Origin of the sequence: Carnobacterium divergens DSM 20623 (assembly GCF_000744255.1) — a bacterium.
Classification (GTDB): domain Bacteria; phylum Bacillota; class Bacilli; order Lactobacillales; family Carnobacteriaceae; genus Carnobacterium; species Carnobacterium divergens.
In genome coordinates this window covers 1,397,693-1,416,242 of the sequence record NZ_JQLO01000001.1, presented here as the reverse complement: position 1 = coordinate 1,416,242, position 18,550 = coordinate 1,397,693, and the positions used below count along the sequence as shown (strand labels likewise).

General features: G+C 39.6%; 10 protein-coding genes, 1 tRNA gene and 3 rRNA genes. 13 read left to right on the top strand and 1 reads right to left on the bottom strand.

What is annotated here, in order from left to right; genetic code table 11:
- Positions 1-49: 49 nt before the first annotated feature.
- Entirely contained in the window at positions 50-1,342 is a 1,293-nt protein-coding gene (locus tag BR52_RS06925) for a glutamate-1-semialdehyde 2,1-aminomutase (protein ID WP_034570722.1), read from the bottom strand.
- 243 nt (positions 1,343-1,585) lie between these two features.
- Between BR52_RS06925 and BR52_RS06920 the strand changes: the two genes are divergently transcribed.
- The 13 genes from BR52_RS06920 to BR52_RS06860 all read left to right on the top strand — a co-directional run bounded on the left by BR52_RS06920 (position 1,586) and on the right by BR52_RS06860 (position 18,510).
- Complete coding sequence (locus BR52_RS06920; protein ID WP_034570719.1) at positions 1,586-2,059, top strand: Fur family transcriptional regulator; 474 nt, start codon at positions 1,586-1,588, stop codon at positions 2,057-2,059.
- A 113-nt stretch (positions 2,060-2,172) separates the two neighbouring features.
- Positions 2,173-3,138: a LacI family DNA-binding transcriptional regulator gene (locus BR52_RS06915; protein WP_034570716.1), complete on the top strand. Its 966-nt coding sequence runs from the start codon at positions 2,173-2,175 to the stop codon at positions 3,136-3,138.
- Positions 3,139-3,284: 146 nt separating this feature from the next.
- Positions 3,285-4,973, top strand: coding sequence for an alpha-glucosidase (locus BR52_RS06910; protein WP_034570713.1), 1,689 nt, complete (start codon positions 3,285-3,287; stop codon positions 4,971-4,973).
- A 2-nt stretch (positions 4,974-4,975) separates the two neighbouring features.
- Complete coding sequence (locus BR52_RS06905; protein WP_034570709.1) at positions 4,976-6,742, top strand: glycoside hydrolase family 13 protein; 1,767 nt, start codon at positions 4,976-4,978, stop codon at positions 6,740-6,742.
- 163 nt (positions 6,743-6,905) lie between these two features.
- Positions 6,906-8,171, top strand: coding sequence for an extracellular solute-binding protein (locus tag BR52_RS06900; protein WP_034570706.1), 1,266 nt, complete (start codon positions 6,906-6,908; stop codon positions 8,169-8,171).
- Between the two features lie 66 nt (positions 8,172-8,237).
- A complete protein-coding gene (locus tag BR52_RS06895) occupies positions 8,238-9,542 on the top strand; it encodes a carbohydrate ABC transporter permease (RefSeq protein WP_034570704.1) in 1,305 nt (434 codons plus the stop codon).
- On the top strand, positions 9,543-10,394 hold the full coding sequence (locus BR52_RS06890; protein WP_034570702.1) for a sugar ABC transporter permease: 852 nt from the start codon (positions 9,543-9,545) through the stop codon (positions 10,392-10,394). It begins immediately after the preceding gene.
- Positions 10,395-10,423: 29 nt separating this feature from the next.
- Positions 10,424-11,233 (top strand): DUF1189 domain-containing protein, encoded by an 810-nt coding sequence (locus BR52_RS06885; RefSeq protein WP_034570699.1) that lies wholly within the window; start codon positions 10,424-10,426, stop codon positions 11,231-11,233.
- A gap of 12 nt (positions 11,234-11,245) precedes the next feature.
- Positions 11,246-12,874, top strand: a complete 1,629-nt coding sequence (locus tag BR52_RS06880) for a glycoside hydrolase family 13 protein (RefSeq protein ID WP_034570696.1) — start codon at positions 11,246-11,248, stop codon at positions 12,872-12,874.
- 571 nt (positions 12,875-13,445) lie between these two features.
- Positions 13,446-15,000: ribosomal RNA gene (locus BR52_RS06875) — 16S ribosomal RNA — on the top strand.
- Positions 15,001-15,218: 218 nt separating this feature from the next.
- A 23S ribosomal RNA gene (locus tag BR52_RS06870) occupies positions 15,219-18,140 on the top strand.
- A gap of 170 nt (positions 18,141-18,310) precedes the next feature.
- A 5S ribosomal RNA gene (gene rrf / locus BR52_RS06865) occupies positions 18,311-18,426 on the top strand.
- The 16S, 23S and 5S rRNA genes sit together here with 1 tRNA gene alongside, the layout of an rRNA operon.
- 10 nt (positions 18,427-18,436) lie before the next feature.
- Positions 18,437-18,510, top strand: a tRNA-Asn gene (locus BR52_RS06860).
- The last annotated feature ends 40 nt before the right edge of the window (positions 18,511-18,550 follow it).

The following is an 18,550-nucleotide window of genomic DNA, read 5'->3' as shown; positions in this document are numbered from 1 at the left end:
CTTCTGCTATTTTCACTAAAATAGTAGAAGAAGTTGTTCGAAATCTAGTTTAAGTTAGTTTAGAAAAGGCATTATTAATGGCAACAATTGTATCATCAATGTCTTTTTGAGTATGCATAATAGTTAAGAACCAAGCTTCAAATTTACTTGGAGCTAAATTAATTCCTTCATCTAACATTAATTTGAAGAAACGACCAAAACGTTCTGAATCCGTATTTTTTGCATCTTCATAATTGACAACAGGATGTTCAGAAAAATAAACGGTTAAGGAACCTCCAATTTGATTTACAACAGTTGGAATATTGTGGGCAGTTCCCGCTGCTAATAACGCATCTTTTAATTGTTCAGCAAAATTTGCCATACGTTCGTAAATACCTGGTTCTTGCAATACTTCTAAACAAGCAATTCCGGCTTGCATAGAAAGAGGATTGCCCGCCATTGTTCCTGCTTGATAAGCTGGGCCAAGAGGAGCAACAGTGTTCATAATTTTGTCAGGACCGCCGTAAGCCCCAATTGGCAATCCACCACCGATTGATTTTCCAAAAGCAGTTAAGTCAGGAATGACTCCTAACATATCTTGCGCAGCACCGTATCTAAATCTAAAGTTGGTAATAACCTCATCATAGATAACAAGCGCACCAAATTCATGAGCGATTTCATTTACCGCTTCTAAAAAACCAGGGACTGGAGCCACCATTCCAAAGTTACCAATAATAGGTTCAACTAATACAGCAGCAACCTGATGCCCCCATTTTTCCATAACCTGTTTAAAGGGTTCTACCTGATTGAAAGGCACTGTAATTACTTCTTTCGCTGTTCCATTTGTAACCCCAGCAGAATCACTTGCACCTAAGGTTGAGGGGCCGCTTCCTGCTTCAACTAAAACCAAATCAAAATGACCGTGATAGGCACCTGAGAATTTAACAATCAATTCACGATTGGTATAAGCTCTTGCAACCCGAATAGTAGACATAACGGCTTCAGTTCCTGAGTTTGTAAAACGAACCTTATCCATTGATGGAATCGCATCCGTTAACATTTTAGCAAATTTAATTTCATGCTCAGTAGGTGTTCCAAATAACACACCAGTTTCTGCAGAACGTTTGATTGCTTCAACAATATGAGGATGATTAAAACCTGTAATAATAGGCCCAAAAGCTGCTAAGTAATCAATATAACGATTGCCATCTACATCGAAAAGATACGCGCCATCTCCTTTGACCATTGTAACAGGGTCTCCACCACCAACGCCTTTAAACGAACGACTTGGACTATTAACTCCACCTACAATAACTTGTCTAGCTTCATTGGCTAAACGGTTTGATTCCGTATGATCTAACATAAAAATCCCTCCTATTTGATAACACTGCTCCTTTATTGTAAGTGTCGAAAGAGAGAAGTGCAACGCTTAGTGGCTAAAAAATGAACAATTTGTCATCATCGTTGCAAAAAGAGGGAAATAGCAGTATGATAGAAGGGATAAAGAACGATTCTTAGTTATAAAACTAAATCAATCCTTTCCTAATTTATTAAAAAAATCATCACTTATTCAACTAAACGGAATTAAAGTCAAGGAGGAAGTCGAATGAAAAATTCACAAGTCGTTCATTCAATTGAGAAATTAAAAGCCTCAAATATTAGAATTACCCCACAACGTTATGCTATTTTAGAATTTCTAATTGAATCTGAAAGCCATCCGACTGCGGACGAGATTTATCGTGCTCTAGCAGATCGTTTTCCAAATATGAGTGTAGCGACAGTTTACAACAACCTTAGATTATTTACTAAGATTGGCTTTGTACAAGAAATGGTTTATGGAGACTCTTCAAGTCGTTTTGATTTTACATCAACTCAGCACTACCACGCTATTTGTGAAGAATGCGGAAAAATTGTTGACATCTATTATCCTGGATTAGATGATGTTGAAGTGGTTGCTTCTAACTTAACGGGTTTTGAAGTCACTCATCATCGTATGGAAATGTATGGCACTTGTCCAGAATGTATAGCAAAACATAAAGCAGCTGACAGTGTGTCACCAGAAATACCAGTCAATCATTAAAAACTAGCCTATCCAGGCTAGCTTTTTTTGTAAAGAGAGACTTGAAATTTCTGTAACAAGAAGTCATAATATAGAAAATAGCAGTTGGAAATTTAACCGAGGTGAATCAATTAATGGTAACGCTGACAGATGTGGCGAAAAGAGCAAATGTTTCAAAAATGACCGTTTCTCGAGTAATCAATCATCCTGAACAAGTAACAGATGAATTGAAAGAGTTAGTTTTTAAAGCCATGAAAGAGCTAGATTATCGCCCAAATGTGGCAGCTAAGGCGTTAGCAAATAATCGCACTCAAGTCATTAAATTTTTTATCTTGGAAGAAATGGACACGACGGAACCTTACTATATGAATTTATTAACAGGTATCGCAAAAGAGTTAGATAAATATCACTATACATTGCAACTAGTCACTAAAAATAGTTTTGATATTGGTGCATGTGACGGGTATATAATCACAGGTATGCGAGAAGAAGACTATCGTTGGATTGAAGGTGCTAAAAAACCAGTTGTGTTATTTGGAGAGAATCATCATGGGTATGATTTTGTTGACACAGATAACAAATACGGTACCACTTTAGCAACACAACATGCTATTCAACAAGGATTTACCTCCATTGTTTTTATTGGCATTAATGTCAAAGAACCTTTTGAATATTCTAGAGAAGCAGGTTATATTAATACTATGCAGCAACATGGTCTGGTACCAGTAATCCATCGATTTGAAAATCGTTCGCGTTATTCCTCGGAGTTTATCATAGAAAATTGGAACCAATTCAAACCAGGCACAGCTTTTATTTGCAGTTCGGATCGATTGGCGATTGGCATCGAGCGTAGCATCTTGACATTAGGAGGGAAAATCCCTCAAGAATATGGCATTATTGGGAATGATGGTGTTTTTCTAGATCAAATTGCTTCACCACCATTGACTACCGTGAAGCAATCCGTCATTGAAATGGGCGTTGATTGCGCTAGAATGCTGTTAAATAAAATTGAACAACAGGGCGCTCCACAAGGAAGTCATTTTTTTCAACCAGAACTAGTCATTCGTGAATCGACGGTTCCTGTAATTAAACCAGAATAACTAACAGGCAGTTTGGCTATGAGTCAAGCTGTTTTTTTTAATCCAAAAATAATGTTAGCGGTAACAATTGAATTGTGATTGTCACCACTTCAATTTTTGTTTAAGCTTAGAGAGAATTTAAAAACAATGGTGGAGGTGTGGCATACATGAATAAACAATGGTGGCAGTCAGCTGTTGTCTATCAGATTTATCCTCGTAGTTTTCAAGATACGAATGATGATGGAATTGGTGATATACAAGGGATTATCCAGCGATTAGATTATATTCACTCACTTGGGGTAAATGTCATTTGGTTAAATCCAATATTTATTTCACCTCAAATTGATAACGGTTACGACATATCAAACTATTACCGAATCGACCCGATTTTTGGCACAATGACGGATGTCGAAGAATTGATTGAAAAAGCGCATCAGCTTGGAATTAAAATTATGTTTGATTTCGTTTTAAACCATACATCAGATCAACATCCGTGGTTTCAAGAAGCCTTGCATGATCCTGATAGTTTATATCGGGATTACTATCTTTGGGCAGATGAAAAAGAAACAGGTCAATTGCCAAATAATTGGGCTTCCTTTTTTGGTGGATCGGTTTGGGAAAAGGTTCCTGATCGAAAAGAATATTACTTTCACTTATTCGCTAAAGAAATGCCCGATTTAAACTGGAAAAACCCAGAAGTACGCATAGCAATGCTAAACATTGCAACATTTTGGCTAGCTAAGGGCGTGGATGCCTTTCGGTTAGATGCTTTTATTCATATTGCAAAAGAAAAAAATTATCCAGATGTAGCGAATGTACCAGAAGGAGAACTTGCGATTGCGGAAGAATTTTATAGCAATTTACCAGAAGTACATGAATATTTAAGTGATTTTATTAAAGAAGTTCGACGTGTTAAGCCGGATGTATTTATTGTTGGAGAAGCTGCTTCAGCTGATGTTGACTTAGCAGTTGCTTATACAGATCAAACAAAAGATGAGTGTGACGCAGTCATTTCTTTTCGACATTTTGTTGAAGACGAAAGCCAAAAAGACCCGTTATTACCAGCAGGAATGCAAAAAGGTCCGTTAGACTATCATGTATTTAAAAATGTAATGGTAGAATGGCAAGTTAAATTAGCTTCAATTGGTGGTCCAACGTTATATTGGAACAACCACGATATGGCAAGAATCGCAAGCCGATTTGGTGATGAAAGACCTGAGTACCGAAAAAATAGCAGTAAAATGTTAGCGACTTTAATGTATTTACAAAAAGGAATTCCGTTTATCTTGTATGGAGAAGAGTTGGGGATGCTCAATTTAAAAATGAAAGACTTGGCAGCCTATGAAGATCCAGGTGCTGTTCGTTTTTATGAAAAGGCAACAAGCATAGGCTATTCTGATTCTGCAATCTTAGAAATGCTAAATAGCAGCAGTAAAGATGTTAGTCGTGGAGCAATGCAATGGGATGCAAGTGACTATTCAGGATTTTCAAAAGTAGCCCCATGGAGTGGCGTCAATCAATCGAAAGAAGATACTGTTGCCACAGAAGACATTGAAAAAAATAGTGTGTTAAATTACTACAGAAAAATGATAGCGCTTAAAAAAACATCTTTATTTACAACCGGTGTATTCCAATTACAAGAAACGTCAGATGAGTTTTACTGCTACACACGTTCGATTGAGGATTCAACTGCGAATATCTACTGCAATTTAACAGATACACCTAAGCAAATAACCTGTTCCAAAGCAGAGCAAGCAGGTGATATTTTACTTGAAAACGATGGCAACTATATACAAAATCAACAGATTCACTTAGCACCATACGGATGCTTGGTAATAAAACTTAAAGGAGAATAGAAATGGAAAAATCAGCAATTTTACACAGACCAGATAGTGAGTACGCGTATTTATATCAAGAGGGAGAATTTCACATTCGATTGAGAACGAAAAAAGATGATGTCACAACAGCTTTTTTAATTAGTGGCGATCCTTATTTATTTGGAGAAGATCAATGGTACCAAGAACAACAGCCAATGACATTACTTGCTAGTACGGAAATTCATGATTACTGGCAAATTGTTGTTGAAGCACCTTACCGTCGTTTACAATATGCTTTTTCATTAGTTGGAAAAGATCAAGAAACCGTTTTTTATGGAGATCGCGGAAGCTTTGAAGATACGAAAGAAGTCCGGGAAGTTGCAGGATATTATTTCAGAATGCCTTATTTCCATGAAATTGATCGCTTTAAAGCACCAGATTGGGTTAAGAAAACGATTTGGTACCAAATTTTCCCAGAGCGATTTGCAAACGGTGACCCAAGTATTACTCCAGTAGGAGCCTTAGCATGGGGAAGCAAGGAACATCCAGACACAACCGATTTTTACGGTGGTGATTTACAAGGAATTATCGACCATTTAGATCATTTAACAGAGCTTGGGATTAACGGTCTTTATTTATGCCCGATTTTTAAAGCGAGTTCAAATCATAAATATGATACCATTGATTATTTTGAAATTGATCCAGCCTTTGGAAGTAAAGAGACCTTTAAAGAATTAGTCGGTAAAGCCCATCAAAGAGGGATTAAAGTGATGTTAGATGCGGTATTTAACCATGCAGGAGACAAGTCCCCATTATGGCAAGATGTCTTAAAAAATGGCAAGCAATCAAAATATGTCGATTGGTTCCATATTCATAGCTTCCCTGTTGCAATTGGTGAAAATGGCAACTTTGAAGGAGCTAGGACGGTTTCTTATGATACGTTTGCATTTACACCACATATGCCTAAATTGAACACAGCAAATCCGGAAGTGCAAGATTATTTACTTGATATTGCCACATACTGGATCAAAGAATTTGATATCGATGCTTGGCGCTTAGACGTTGCTAACGAAGTCGATCATCATTTTTGGAAAAAGTTCTATCAAGCAACAACAGCCTTGAAAAAAGACTTTTATATCTTAGGTGAAATCTGGCATTCCTCTCAAAGTTGGTTACAAGGCGATGAGTTTCACGGCGTAATGAACTACGCTTATACCGAAACGATTGAAGATTTCTTTATTAAGAAAAGCATCGCTCCAACTAAAATGGTTTCAGGCTTAAACGAACAATTAATGTTGTACCGTCAACAAACCAATGAAGTAATGTTTAATATGTTAGACTCACATGATACAGCACGCTTATTGACCATTTGTAATGGAGACAAAGAATTAGCAAAAGCAACACTGGCCTTCACTTTCTTACAACACGGTTCACCATGCATTTATTATGGAACTGAAATTGGGTTAGATGGTGCTAACGATCCTGATTGCCGTAAATGTATGATTTGGGACAAAGACAAGCAGGACTTAACATTATTTGAATTTACCAAAAAATTAATTCAATTAAGAAAAGAGCATCAAGAGTTGTTGAGTTTTGGTTCATTAGAGTGGCATTTAATTGAGGAAAATGAAAAGGTAGTCGGCTTTAGACGAACAGCAAATGACGAAACGATTGTAGCCTACTTCAATCAAGGAGATGCTGCATATACTGTAAACGATCATGGAACCCTTTTAATGGAACAATCTGCTGAATTAATAGATGAAAAATGGCATCTTAAACAAAACGGATTTGTTATTTTAAAAAAATAAAAAGAGAAACGAACTTGGTTTTTAACTAGGTTCGTTTTTCTTAGCAAATGAAATGATTTCTGTTAGCGGTAACATTGAGAAAACGTTTGCAAACAGTAGATTTTCAAGTCATAATAAGTTTTGTATTAAGGAGCTCGTTAAACTTTTAAGGAGGAATTTAAAGATGAATAAAAAAAGTTTTAAGAAGATGGCATTAGGATTACTTTCAGCATCAGTTATTTTAACATTAGCTGCATGTGGGAATGGCAGTTCAAGTAAAAAGGATGCCCCAGCAGATGATAAAACCTTGACAGTATCCGTTGCTAAAGGATACGTTGATTATGTAAAAGATATTAAAGGGGATTTTGAAAAAGAAAACGATATTAAAATTAAAGTAGTTGAAAAAGATATGTTCGATCAATTGGAAGCCCTTTCTTTAGATGGCCCAGCAGGGAAAGCACCAGATGTTATGATGTCTGCTTATGATAGAATTGGTCCACTAGGGCAACAAGGTCATATTGCTGAGGTAAAATTAGGCAATGAAGAACAATACGATAAAACAGATAAAGCACAAGTAACAGTTGATGGCAAAATATTTGGCGAACCAGCAGTAATTGAAACACTCGTTTTCTACTATAATAAAGATTTAATTACTGAAGCACCAAAAACGTTTAAAGATGTTGAAGAATTGGCGAAAGATCCGCGTTTTGACTTTAAAGGAGAAGCAGGAAAAAACACAGCATTCTTAGCAAAATGGACAGATTTTTATTTCTCATACGGTCTATTAGCAGGATATGGCGGTTATGTCTTTGGAGATGAAGGAACAAATCCAAAAGACATTGGGTTAAATAATAAAGGTGCAGTTGAAGGGATCACTTATGCTACAAAATGGTTTAAAGATGTATGGCCAAAAGGGATGCAAGATGTGAAAAGTGCAGATAACTTTATTGCAGAGCAATTCACGACAGGGAAAACAGCAGCAATTCTTGGTGGTCCTTGGGCAGCTCAAAGCTACAAAGAGGCTAAAATTAACTACGGTGTAGCTACAATTCCAACATTAGACAATGGCAAAAATTACAAACCATTTGCTGGTGGAAAAGGCTGGGTTATTAGCAACTACTCAAAACATAAAGAAGTTTCACAAAAATGGTTAGATTACGTAACGAATAAAGACAACCAAACAAAATTCTATGATGCAACGAATGAAGTACCAGCTAACCAAGCAGCTAGAGAAGTTGCAAAAGGTAAAAATGATGAGTTAACCAATGCTGTTATTGCGCAATATGCGAATGCTGAACCAATGCCAAATATTCCAGAAATGGGTGAAATTTGGACAGGCGCAGAAAACTTAATGTTTGAAGCAGCTGCAGGAAATAAAACTCCACAAGAATCAGCTGATGCGTCAGTAAAAATCATTAAAGAAGCAATCGATCAAAAATATACAAAATAATGAATTGATTTTCCCGACAGCAAATAAAAAACTGTCGGGAAAATTAAAAAGAGAGGCTTGACGAACATGAAACCAAAAGCAGTTCAACCAAACGAAGTAAAAAAAGCCATGCGCTTGTCTTTCATTCCAGGATTAGGACAATTTTACAATGGACAACCCTTTAAAGGGGTTATTTTTCTAGGATTAACCATTATTTTTATTAGTCAAATGGCTGTAAGTGGCGTTCAAGCACTAATAGGGTTAGTTACATTAGGAAGTGTTCCTATTGAAGATCATTCTTTATTTTTAATGATTGAAGGAACCTTGCAATTAATTATTACCGTTTTATTTTTAGTTTTTTATAGTATTAATCTGATGGACGCAAAACGGGTAGCCACCATGAAAAGCAATGGTGAAAAAATCAATCGCACAGCAAAAGAAATCATTGCCAATATGTTAGATCACGGTTTTCCTTATTTACTTACATTTCCAGCTTACTTTGCAATGATCTTTACGATAATTTTCCCCGTATTAGTTACAATTTTTATGGCATTTACCAACTATGATTTTTATCATATTCCGCCTGCAAGTTTAATTGATTGGGTGGGGTTTAAAAACTTTTTCAGTATTTTCTTTTTAAGCTCTTATCGGGCAACTTTTATGGCCGTTTTTAGTTGGACTGTAATTTGGACGCTATTGTCCTCAACGTTAGCAATTGTGCTAGGTGTTTTTACAGCAGTTATTGCAAATCAAAGTTTTATTAAAGGCAAACGATTTTTTGGAGTTATCTTTTTACTACCTTGGGCAGTACCAGCATTTATTACGATTATGAGTTTTTCAAATATGTTCAACGATAGTATCGGAGCGATTAATACTCAAGTTATTCCGTTACTCAATCATTTACCTTTTATTGATATTGGAGCGATTGCTTGGAAAACCGATCCATTTTGGACAAAAGTAGCGATTATCCTAATTCAAGGCTGGCTAGGTTTCCCTTATATTTATGTAATGACAACAGGAATCTTACAGTCTATTCCAGGAGAACTTTATGAAGCTGCAAAAATCGATGGGGCCAATGCAATTCAACGATTTAAACAAATTACAATGCCGATGATTTTATTTGTGGCAGCACCTATTTTTGTTACGCAGTATACAGGAAATTTCAATAACTTCTCAATGATCTATCTATTTAATGAAGGCGGGCCAGGAAGTGTTGGTGGAGGAGCGGGTTCAACAGATATCCTTATTTCATGGATTTATAAATTAACAACAGGAAATTCACCACAATATTCTGTCGCAGCAGCAGTAACACTTTTAATTTCAGCACTGATTATTACAGTCTCTTTAATCATCTTTAAGAAGACAAATGCCTTTAATATGGAGGACTTATAAATGAAAAATTATGCGAAATCACAAAAAACAAGTCGATTAATAGGCAAAATTTTAACGTATCTTTTTATGATTCTATTATCAATTATTATCATCTATCCCATTTTAATTACGGCTAGTTCAGCCTTTAAAGCAGGAAATGTCTCTGCCTTTTCACTTGATTTAAACAGCAAATGGACATTAGGAAATTTCGGACGACTATTTAATGAAACACTTTATGCAAGCTGGTATAAAAACACCCTGATTATTGCGATTTCAACAATGATTGTTCAAGTAACAGTTATTACGTTAGCTGGATATACCTACAGCCGCTACCGTTTTATTGGTCGTAAAAATAGTCTCTTGTTCTTTTTAATTATTCAAATGGTTCCAACGATGGCTGCTCTAACTGCCTTTTATGTAATGGCGTTATTACTTGGTGCGCTAGATCAATATTGGTTCTTAACGTTAATTTATATTGGTGGCGGAATTCCAATGAATACATGGCTTATGAAAGGTTATTTTGATACTGTTCCCATCGATTTAGACGAATCTGCTAAGTTAGACGGAGCAGGACATTTGCGTATTTTCTGGCAAATTATTTTACCTTTAGTAAAACCAATGATTGCGGTTCAAGCACTTTGGGCATTTATGGGACCTTTTGGAGACTTTATGTTAGCCAAATTCTTGTTACGTTCTCCGGAGAAATTAACGGTTGCAGTAGGTTTGCAGACCTTCATTAGTGACGCACAAAATCAAAAAGTATCCCTTTTTGCAGCCGGAGCGATATTAATTGCGTTGCCAATCTCAGTGCTCTTCTTTATGTTACAAAAGAATTTTGTGTCTGGCCTAATGGCTGGTGGAACCAAAGGATAAGATATTAATGTAGAAATGACGTGATTTAATTGAAACAAACGAGCTTTCCCCTAAATTATTTTCAAAGTATGTTGACACCAAAGGCTGCCTTTTATGGTCGAAATCAATTAAACTGGTTTCAAATTGTGATTGTCTTCCTATTTTTAAATGGGTTATTGATGATTCCAGTAAGTTTATCCTTTGCAAATTCAAAGCAATTTCAATTAGAAGAGATGATGCCAAACGCCTTGCAACTGATTGACAATGAAACAATGAAGTCAATGGAAGGAATTGACTTTAAAAATGGAGAGATGCAGTCTACTTCCCAATTGTTGATTGAAAAAGAATCAGGAGTCGTAGGCGTGAATCAACCTGAAAAAGCATTAAAAAAAGAAATGAATGTAGTAGCATTTGAAAAAAATCAGTTTATTTTAAAAGATCAAAGTGGTTATGAGTTTAACGTAGCGTATACAAAAAATTTTGATAAAACCGCAAGTACAACAGCTAAACAATTAGTGAATGAGTTAAAACGAATGTGGTACCAGCAAAATCGCGCCTTTGTTTCATTTACCATGATGCTGATGACGGGATCTATCTTAGTGGTAAGTAATATATTGCTAATTGGCGGATCGGCTATTTTTGTTTGGCTTACAAAGCGCAACGCCTATTCATCCATTGCAAGTTACCGAGAGTCTGTCAATTTTATTTTAAATGCAAGTGGTTGGGGAATGTTATTGGGATTAATGGTAGGTATTGTTCATTTTGATCTCACTATAATGCTTAGTCTAAGTTCATTAGGAATGGTTATTATGTTGACCGCTGCATTTGTTATAACTAAATTTAAAGACAAAAAAATGTAAAGGAGTGAGTTGATGGAAAAAAAATGGTGGCAAGATTCCGTGATTTACCAAATCTATCCTCGAAGCTTTCAAGACAGTAATGATGATGGTATAGGGGATTTAAGAGGAATTATAAAACGACTAGATTATTTAGAAAAACTAGGAATCGATGCTATTTGGCTTAGTCCTGTGTATCAATCGCCTAATGACGACAATGGATACGATATTAGCGATTACGAATCTATTCTTCCCGAATTTGGGACGATGGAAGACATGGAAGAACTCATTGCTGAAGGAAAGAAACGAAACATTAAGTTCATTATGGATTTAGTTGTTAATCATACTTCAGATGAGCATCCATGGTTTATTGAAGCCAAAAAATCAAAAGAAAATCCATATCGTGATTATTACATTTGGCGTGACCCAGTGGATGGTAAAGAACCAAACGACTTGCAATCTATTTTTAGTGGGTCCGCTTGGGAGTTAGACGAAACAACAGGGCAGTACTATTTGCACCTATTTAGTAAAAAACAACCCGATTTAAATTGGGAGAATCCAGCCGTCCAACAAGAAATATGGAAATTAATGAACTTTTGGCTGAAAAAAGGAATAGGCGGTTTTCGAATGGATGTGATTGATTTAGTTGGAAAAATACCAGATCAAAAAATTACAGGGAACGGTCCAAGACTCCACGAGTATCTCAAAAAGATGAACCAAGAAACCTTTGGAAAATACGATGTCATGACAGTAGGTGAAACATGGGGGGCCACTCCAGAAATTGCCAAACTTTATTCCAATCCAGACCGTCAAGAATTATCAATGGTTTTCCAATTCGAACATATCGGGTTAGACGAGCAACCTGGTAAGAGCAAATGGGACTATCAACCCTTAGATTTTATCAAATTAAAGCGCGTATTATCTAAATGGCAAACAGAATTAGGCAATGAAGGCTGGAATAGTCTTTTTTGGAACAACCATGATTTACCTAGAATCATTTCAAGATGGGGAAATGATAGCCCAGAATATCGCGAGTTAAGCGGGAAGATGCTGGCAACTCTCCTTCATTTAATGAAAGGAACGCCTTATATCTATCAAGGAGAAGAAATCGGCATGATTAATACCCCTGTTTCTTCTATAGAAGAGATTGACGATATCGAAAGCATTAATATGTATCAAGAACGTATAAAGCAAGGTTATGAAAGTAAAGACATCTTAAAATCAATCAATCGTAAAGGGCGTGACAACGCTCGCAGACCAATGCAATGGGATAATAGCTTAAATGGTGGCTTTACAAAAGGGAAACCGTGGCTTAGTCTGAATGAATCGTATACGGAACTTAACGTAGAAAAAGCTTTAGCAGATCCTAATTCAATTTTTTATTACTATCAACAATTAATTACATTAAGAAAAGAAAATCCACTCGTTGTGTGGGGGGACTATAAAGAACTACTGCCAGATGATCCACACTTATTTGTCTATGAGAGGAGCTTAGCAAATGAAAAATGGCTAGTGATGGCTAATTTTTATAACAAATCTGCTAGTTATCATGGCGAAATTCAAGAAATAGATAAAGTAGTGCTATCGAATTATCCAAATCCTCAACAAAATCTAGTTGGAATGACGTTAAAACCTTATGAAGTAATTGTTTTTAAACTCAAATAACTGATTACTGAAACAAGTGATGCTTGTTTCAGTAATTAAATAGACGAACAACTAAATCTTTTAAACACTGAAAGACGGCTCTTTTTTGCATAGATATCCGATTTTTAAAATAGAGGGAAGTTGTAATGTTCGTTTTTAAATTTTTTTGAATAAAAATGATAAATTATTGTTGACCAATTGAAGATAACTTGGTATAGTAGTTGATGTCGCTAAGACAGTAACGTTAACAAGAGAAACTTCTGCTTATCAAACAAAAAAGGTTTGACAATCAAAATGAAAAATGTTAACATAGTAAAAGTCTTATAAAAAAGACAAAAAAAACGTTTTGAATAATTATTCATCAATTGAAAAAATATTCAAGATTGTTGTTGACAAACTTCTAAACGAATGTTAATATATAGAAGTTGTTAAAACGACAACGAAACAACTTAGACCTTTGAAAACTGAACAAAGTAAGACGAACCAAATGTGTAGGGTCTCTTGACTAGGTCAAGAGAAACAAACAAATTAGTGAATAATTATTCGCTAGCAATCAAAAATGAGCATAAGACTTCGGTCTTAATCATAACTTTTATATGAGAGTTTGATCCTGGCTCAGGACGAACGCTGGCGGCATGCCTAATACATGCAAGTCGAACGCACGAAGTTGAAAAGCTTGCTTTTCGACCAAGTGAGTGGCGGACGGGTGAGTAACACGTGGGTAACCTGCCCATAAGAGGGGGATAACATTCGGAAACGGATGCTAATACCGCATATTTCAAGTGACCGCATGGTCGCTTGATGAAAGGTGGCTTCGGCTACCACTTATGGATGGACCCGCGGTGCATTAGTTAGTTGGTGAGGTAATGGCTCACCAAGACCATGATGCATAGCCGACCTGAGAGGGTGATCGGCCACACTGGGACTGAGACACGGCCCAGACTCCTACGGGAGGCAGCAGTAGGGAATCTTCCGCAATGGACGAAAGTCTGACGGAGCAATGCCGCGTGAGTGAAGAAGGTTTTCGGATCGTAAAACTCTGTTGTTAGAGAAGAACAAGGATGAGAGTAACTGCTCATCCCCTGACGGTATCTAACCAGAAAGCCACGGCTAACTACGTGCCAGCAGCCGCGGTAATACGTAGGTGGCAAGCGTTGTCCGGATTTATTGGGCGTAAAGCGAGCGCAGGCGGTTCTTTAAGTCTGATGTGAAAGCCCCCGGCTCAACCGGGGAGGGTCATTGGAAACTGGAGAACTTGAGTGCAGAAGAGGAGAGTGGAATTCCATGTGTAGCGGTGAAATGCGTAGATATATGGAGGAACACCAGTGGCGAAGGCGACTCTCTGGTCTGTAACTGACGCTGAGGCTCGAAAGCGTGGGGAGCAAACAGGATTAGATACCCTGGTAGTCCACGCTGTAAACGATGAGTGCTAAGTGTTGGAGGGTTTCCGCCCTTCAGTGCTGCAGCTAACGCATTAAGCACTCCGCCTGGGGAGTACGACCGCAAGGTTGAAACTCAAAGGAATTGACGGGGACCCGCACAAGCGGTGGAGCATGTGGTTTAATTCGAAGCAACGCGAAGAACCTTACCAGGTCTTGACATCCTTTGACCACTCGAGAGATCGAGCTTTCCCTTCGGGGACAAAGTGACAGGTGGTGCATGGTTGTCGTCAGCTCGTGTCGTGAGATGTTGGGTTAAGTCCCGCAACGAGCGCAACCCTTATTACTAGTTGCCAGCATTCAGTTGGGCACTCTAGTGAGACTGCCGGTGACAAACCGGAGGAAGGTGGGGATGACGTCAAATCATCATGCCCCTTATGACCTGGGCTACACACGTGCTACAATGGATGGTACAACGAGTCGCGAAGTCGTGAGGCCAAGCTAATCTCTTAAAGCCATTCTCAGTTCGGATTGTAGGCTGCAACTCGCCTACATGAAGCCGGAATCGCTAGTAATCGCGGATCAGAACGCCGCGGTGAATACGTTCCCGGGTCTTGTACACACCGCCCGTCACACCACGAGAGTTTGTAACACCCGAAGCCGGTGAGGTAACCTTTTAGGAGCCAGCCGTCTAAGGTGGGATAGATAATTGGGGTGAAGTCGTAACAAGGTAGCCGTATCGGAAGGTGCGGCTGGATCACCTCCTTTCTAAGGAATATTACGGAAACCCCACACATTCGTCATTACTTTGTTCAGTTTTGAGAGGTCTAATCTTCTCAACTGAAATTTGTTCTTTGAAAACTGGATATTGTAAGAAAGCAATTTATGAAAAAAGAAACAATGTATACACCGCGTTTTAAATGAGTTTTTTAACGTTCTTATCGTAAGATAAAACGTATTAACGACAATTTTGAGTAATCAAAATAGGTTAAGTTAATAAGGGCGCACGGTGGATGCCTTGGCACTAGGAGCCGAAGAAGGACGGGACTAACTCCGATATGCTTTGGGGAGCTGTAAGTAAGCTTTGATCCAAAGATTTCCGAATGGGGGAACCCAGCATCTTTTATAGGATGTTACTACTAACTGAATACATAGGTTAGTAGAGGTAGACGCAGAGAACTGAAACATCTAAGTACCTGCAGGAAGAGAAAGAAAATTCGATTCCCTGAGTAGCGGCGAGCGAAACGGGAAGAGCCCAAACCAAAGAGCTTGCTCTTTGGGGTTGTAGGACACGACATTAAGAGTCATAAATGAATTTTGTAGAAGAAGCGACTTGGAAAGGTCCGCCGAAGAGGGTAAAAGCCCCGTATTTGAAACAAAGTTCACTCTGTTGTGTATCCTGAGTACGGCGGAACACGAGAAATTCCGTCGGAATCCGCGGGGACCATCCCGCAAGGCTAAATACTCCCTAGTGACCGATAGCGAACCAGTACCGTGAGGGAAAGGTGAAAAGAACCCCGGAAGGGGAGTGAAAGAGTACCTGAAACCGTGTGCTTACAAATAGTTAGAGCCCGTTAATGGGTGATAGCGTGCCTTTTGTAGAATGAACCGGCGAGTTACGATTACATGCGAGGTTAAGTTGATAAGACGGAGCCGCAGCGAAAGCGAGTCTGAATAGGGCGAATGAGTATGTGGTCGTAGACCCGAAACCAAGTGACCTACCCATGTCCAGGTTGAAGGTGCGGTAATACGCACTGGAGGACCGAACCCACGTATGTTGAAAAATGCGGGGATGAGGTGTGGGTAGCGGAGAAATTCCAATCGAACTTGGAGATAGCTGGTTCTCTCCGAAATAGCTTTAGGGCTAGCCTCGGAATTAAGAATCATGGAGGTAGAGCCACTGTTTGGACTAGGGGCCCTTCTAGGGTTACCGAATTCAGATAAACTCCGAATGCCATTGATTTATATCCGGGAGTCAGACTGCGAGTGATAAGATCCGTAGTCGAAAGGGAAACAGCCCAGACCACCAGCTAAGGTCCCAAAGTTACTGTTAAGTGGAAAAGGATGTGGGGTTGCTTAGACAACTAGGATGTTGGCTCAGAAGCAGCCATCATTTAAAGAGTGCGTAATAGCTCACTAGTCGAGTGACCCTGCGCCGAAAATTTACCGGGGCTAAACAGTACACCGAAGCTGTGGATAGAACCTTAGGGTTCTATGGTAGGAGAGCGTTCTAAGGGCGTTGAAGCTAGATCGTGAGGACTAGTGGAGCGCTTAGAAGTGAGAATGCCGGTATGAGTAGCGAAAGACGGGTGAGAATCCCGTCCACCGTATGACTAAGGTTTCCTGGGGAAGGCTCGTCCTCCCAGGGTTAGTCGGGACCTAAGCCGAGGCCGATAGGCGTAGGCGATGGACAACAGGTTGATATTCCTGTACCAGTTTGTTTTGTTTGAACAATGGAGGGACGCAGTAGGCTAAGGAATGCGCGCTGTTGGATATGCGCGTCTAAGCAATAAGTCTTGAAGTGAGTTAAATGCTTGCTACTATAAGGACAAGTTGTGATGGGGAGGGAACTAATAGTACCGAAGTTCCTGATGTCACACTGCCAAGAAAAGCTTCTAGTTAGAAACAATCTGCCCGTACCGCAAACCGACACAGGTAGTCGAGGAGAGTATCCTAAGGTGTGCGAGAGAACTCTCGTTAAGGAACTCGGCAAAATGACCCCGTAACTTCGGGAGAAGGGGTGCTGACCAATTGGTCAGCCGCAGTGAATAGGCCCAGGCGACTGTTTATCAAAAACACAGGTCTCTGCAAAATCGTAAGATGACGTATAGGGGCTGACGCCTGCCCGGTGCTGGAAGGTTAAGAGGATGGGTTAGCTTCGGCGAAGCTCAGAATTGAAGCCCCAGTAAACGGCGGCCGTAACTATAACGGTCCTAAGGTAGCGAAATTCCTTGTCGGGTAAGTTCCGACCCGCACGAAAGGCGTAACGATCTGGGCACTGTCTCAACGAGAGACTCGGTGAAATTATAGTACCTGTGAAGATGCAGCTTACCCGCGACAGGACGGAAAGACCCCATGGAGCTTTACTGCAGTTTGATATTGAGTGTTTGTACAGCTTGTACAGGATAGGTAGGAGCCATAGAAGCCGGGACGCCAGTCTCGGTGGAGGCATTGGTGGGATACTACCCTTGCTGTATGACCACTCTAACCCTCACCACTAATCGTGGTGGGAGACAGTGTCAGACGGGCAGTTTGACTGGGGCGGTCGCCTCCTAAAGAGTAACGGAGGCGCCCAAAGGTTCCCTCAGAATGGTTGGAAATCATTCGTAGAGTGTAAAGGCAGAAGGGAGCTTGACTGCGAGACCTACAAGTCGAGCAGGGACGAAAGTCGGGCTTAGTGATCCGGTGGTTCCGCATGGAAGGGCCATCGCTCAACGGATAAAAGCTACCCTGGGGATAACAGGCTTATCTCCCCCAAGAGTCCACATCGACGGGGAGGTTTGGCACCTCGATGTCGGCTCATCGCATCCTGGGGCTGTAGTCGGTCCCAAGGGTTGGGCTGTTCGCCCATTAAAGCGGTACGCGAGCTGGGTTCAGAACGTCGTGAGACAGTTCGGTCCCTATCCGTCGCGGGCGTAGGAAATTTGAGAGGAGCTGTCCTTAGTACGAGAGGACCGGGATGGACACACCGCTGGTGTACCAGTTGTTCTGCCAAGAGCATCGCTGGGTAGCTATGTGTGGAAGGGATAAACGCTGAAAGCATCTAAGCGTGAAGCCCCCCTCGAGATGAGATTTCCCATTGCTTCGGCAAGTAAGACCCCTGAGAGATGATCAGGTAGATAGGTTGGAAGTGGAAGTACAGCGATGTATGGAGCGGACCAATACTAATCGGTCGAGGACTTAACCAAATAAATGGTGGAACACATGAATCAAAAAGTAAATTGCGCTTACAATATCCAGTTTTGAGAGAACGAAATTGCTGAGAATCACTACGATTGGTTTACAAGAGTAGATGATGAACAGTATAAAATAGCACGTAGTGATATTTTAAAACCGTTTCTCTGAACTAAATAAGAAGTGTGGTGGCGACAGCGAGAAGGATACACCTGTTCCCATGCCGAACACAGAAGTTAAGCTTCTCAGCGCCGATAGTAGTTAGGGGTTTCCCCTTGTGAGGGTAGGACGTTGCCACGCTTTTAGTTATTCCGCAATAGCTCAGTTGGTAGTAGCGCATGACTGTTAATCATGATGTCGTAGGTTCGAGTCCTACTTGCGGAGTTACATAGTTTTCTATGGTGTTATTGAGTTGTATTGAGAT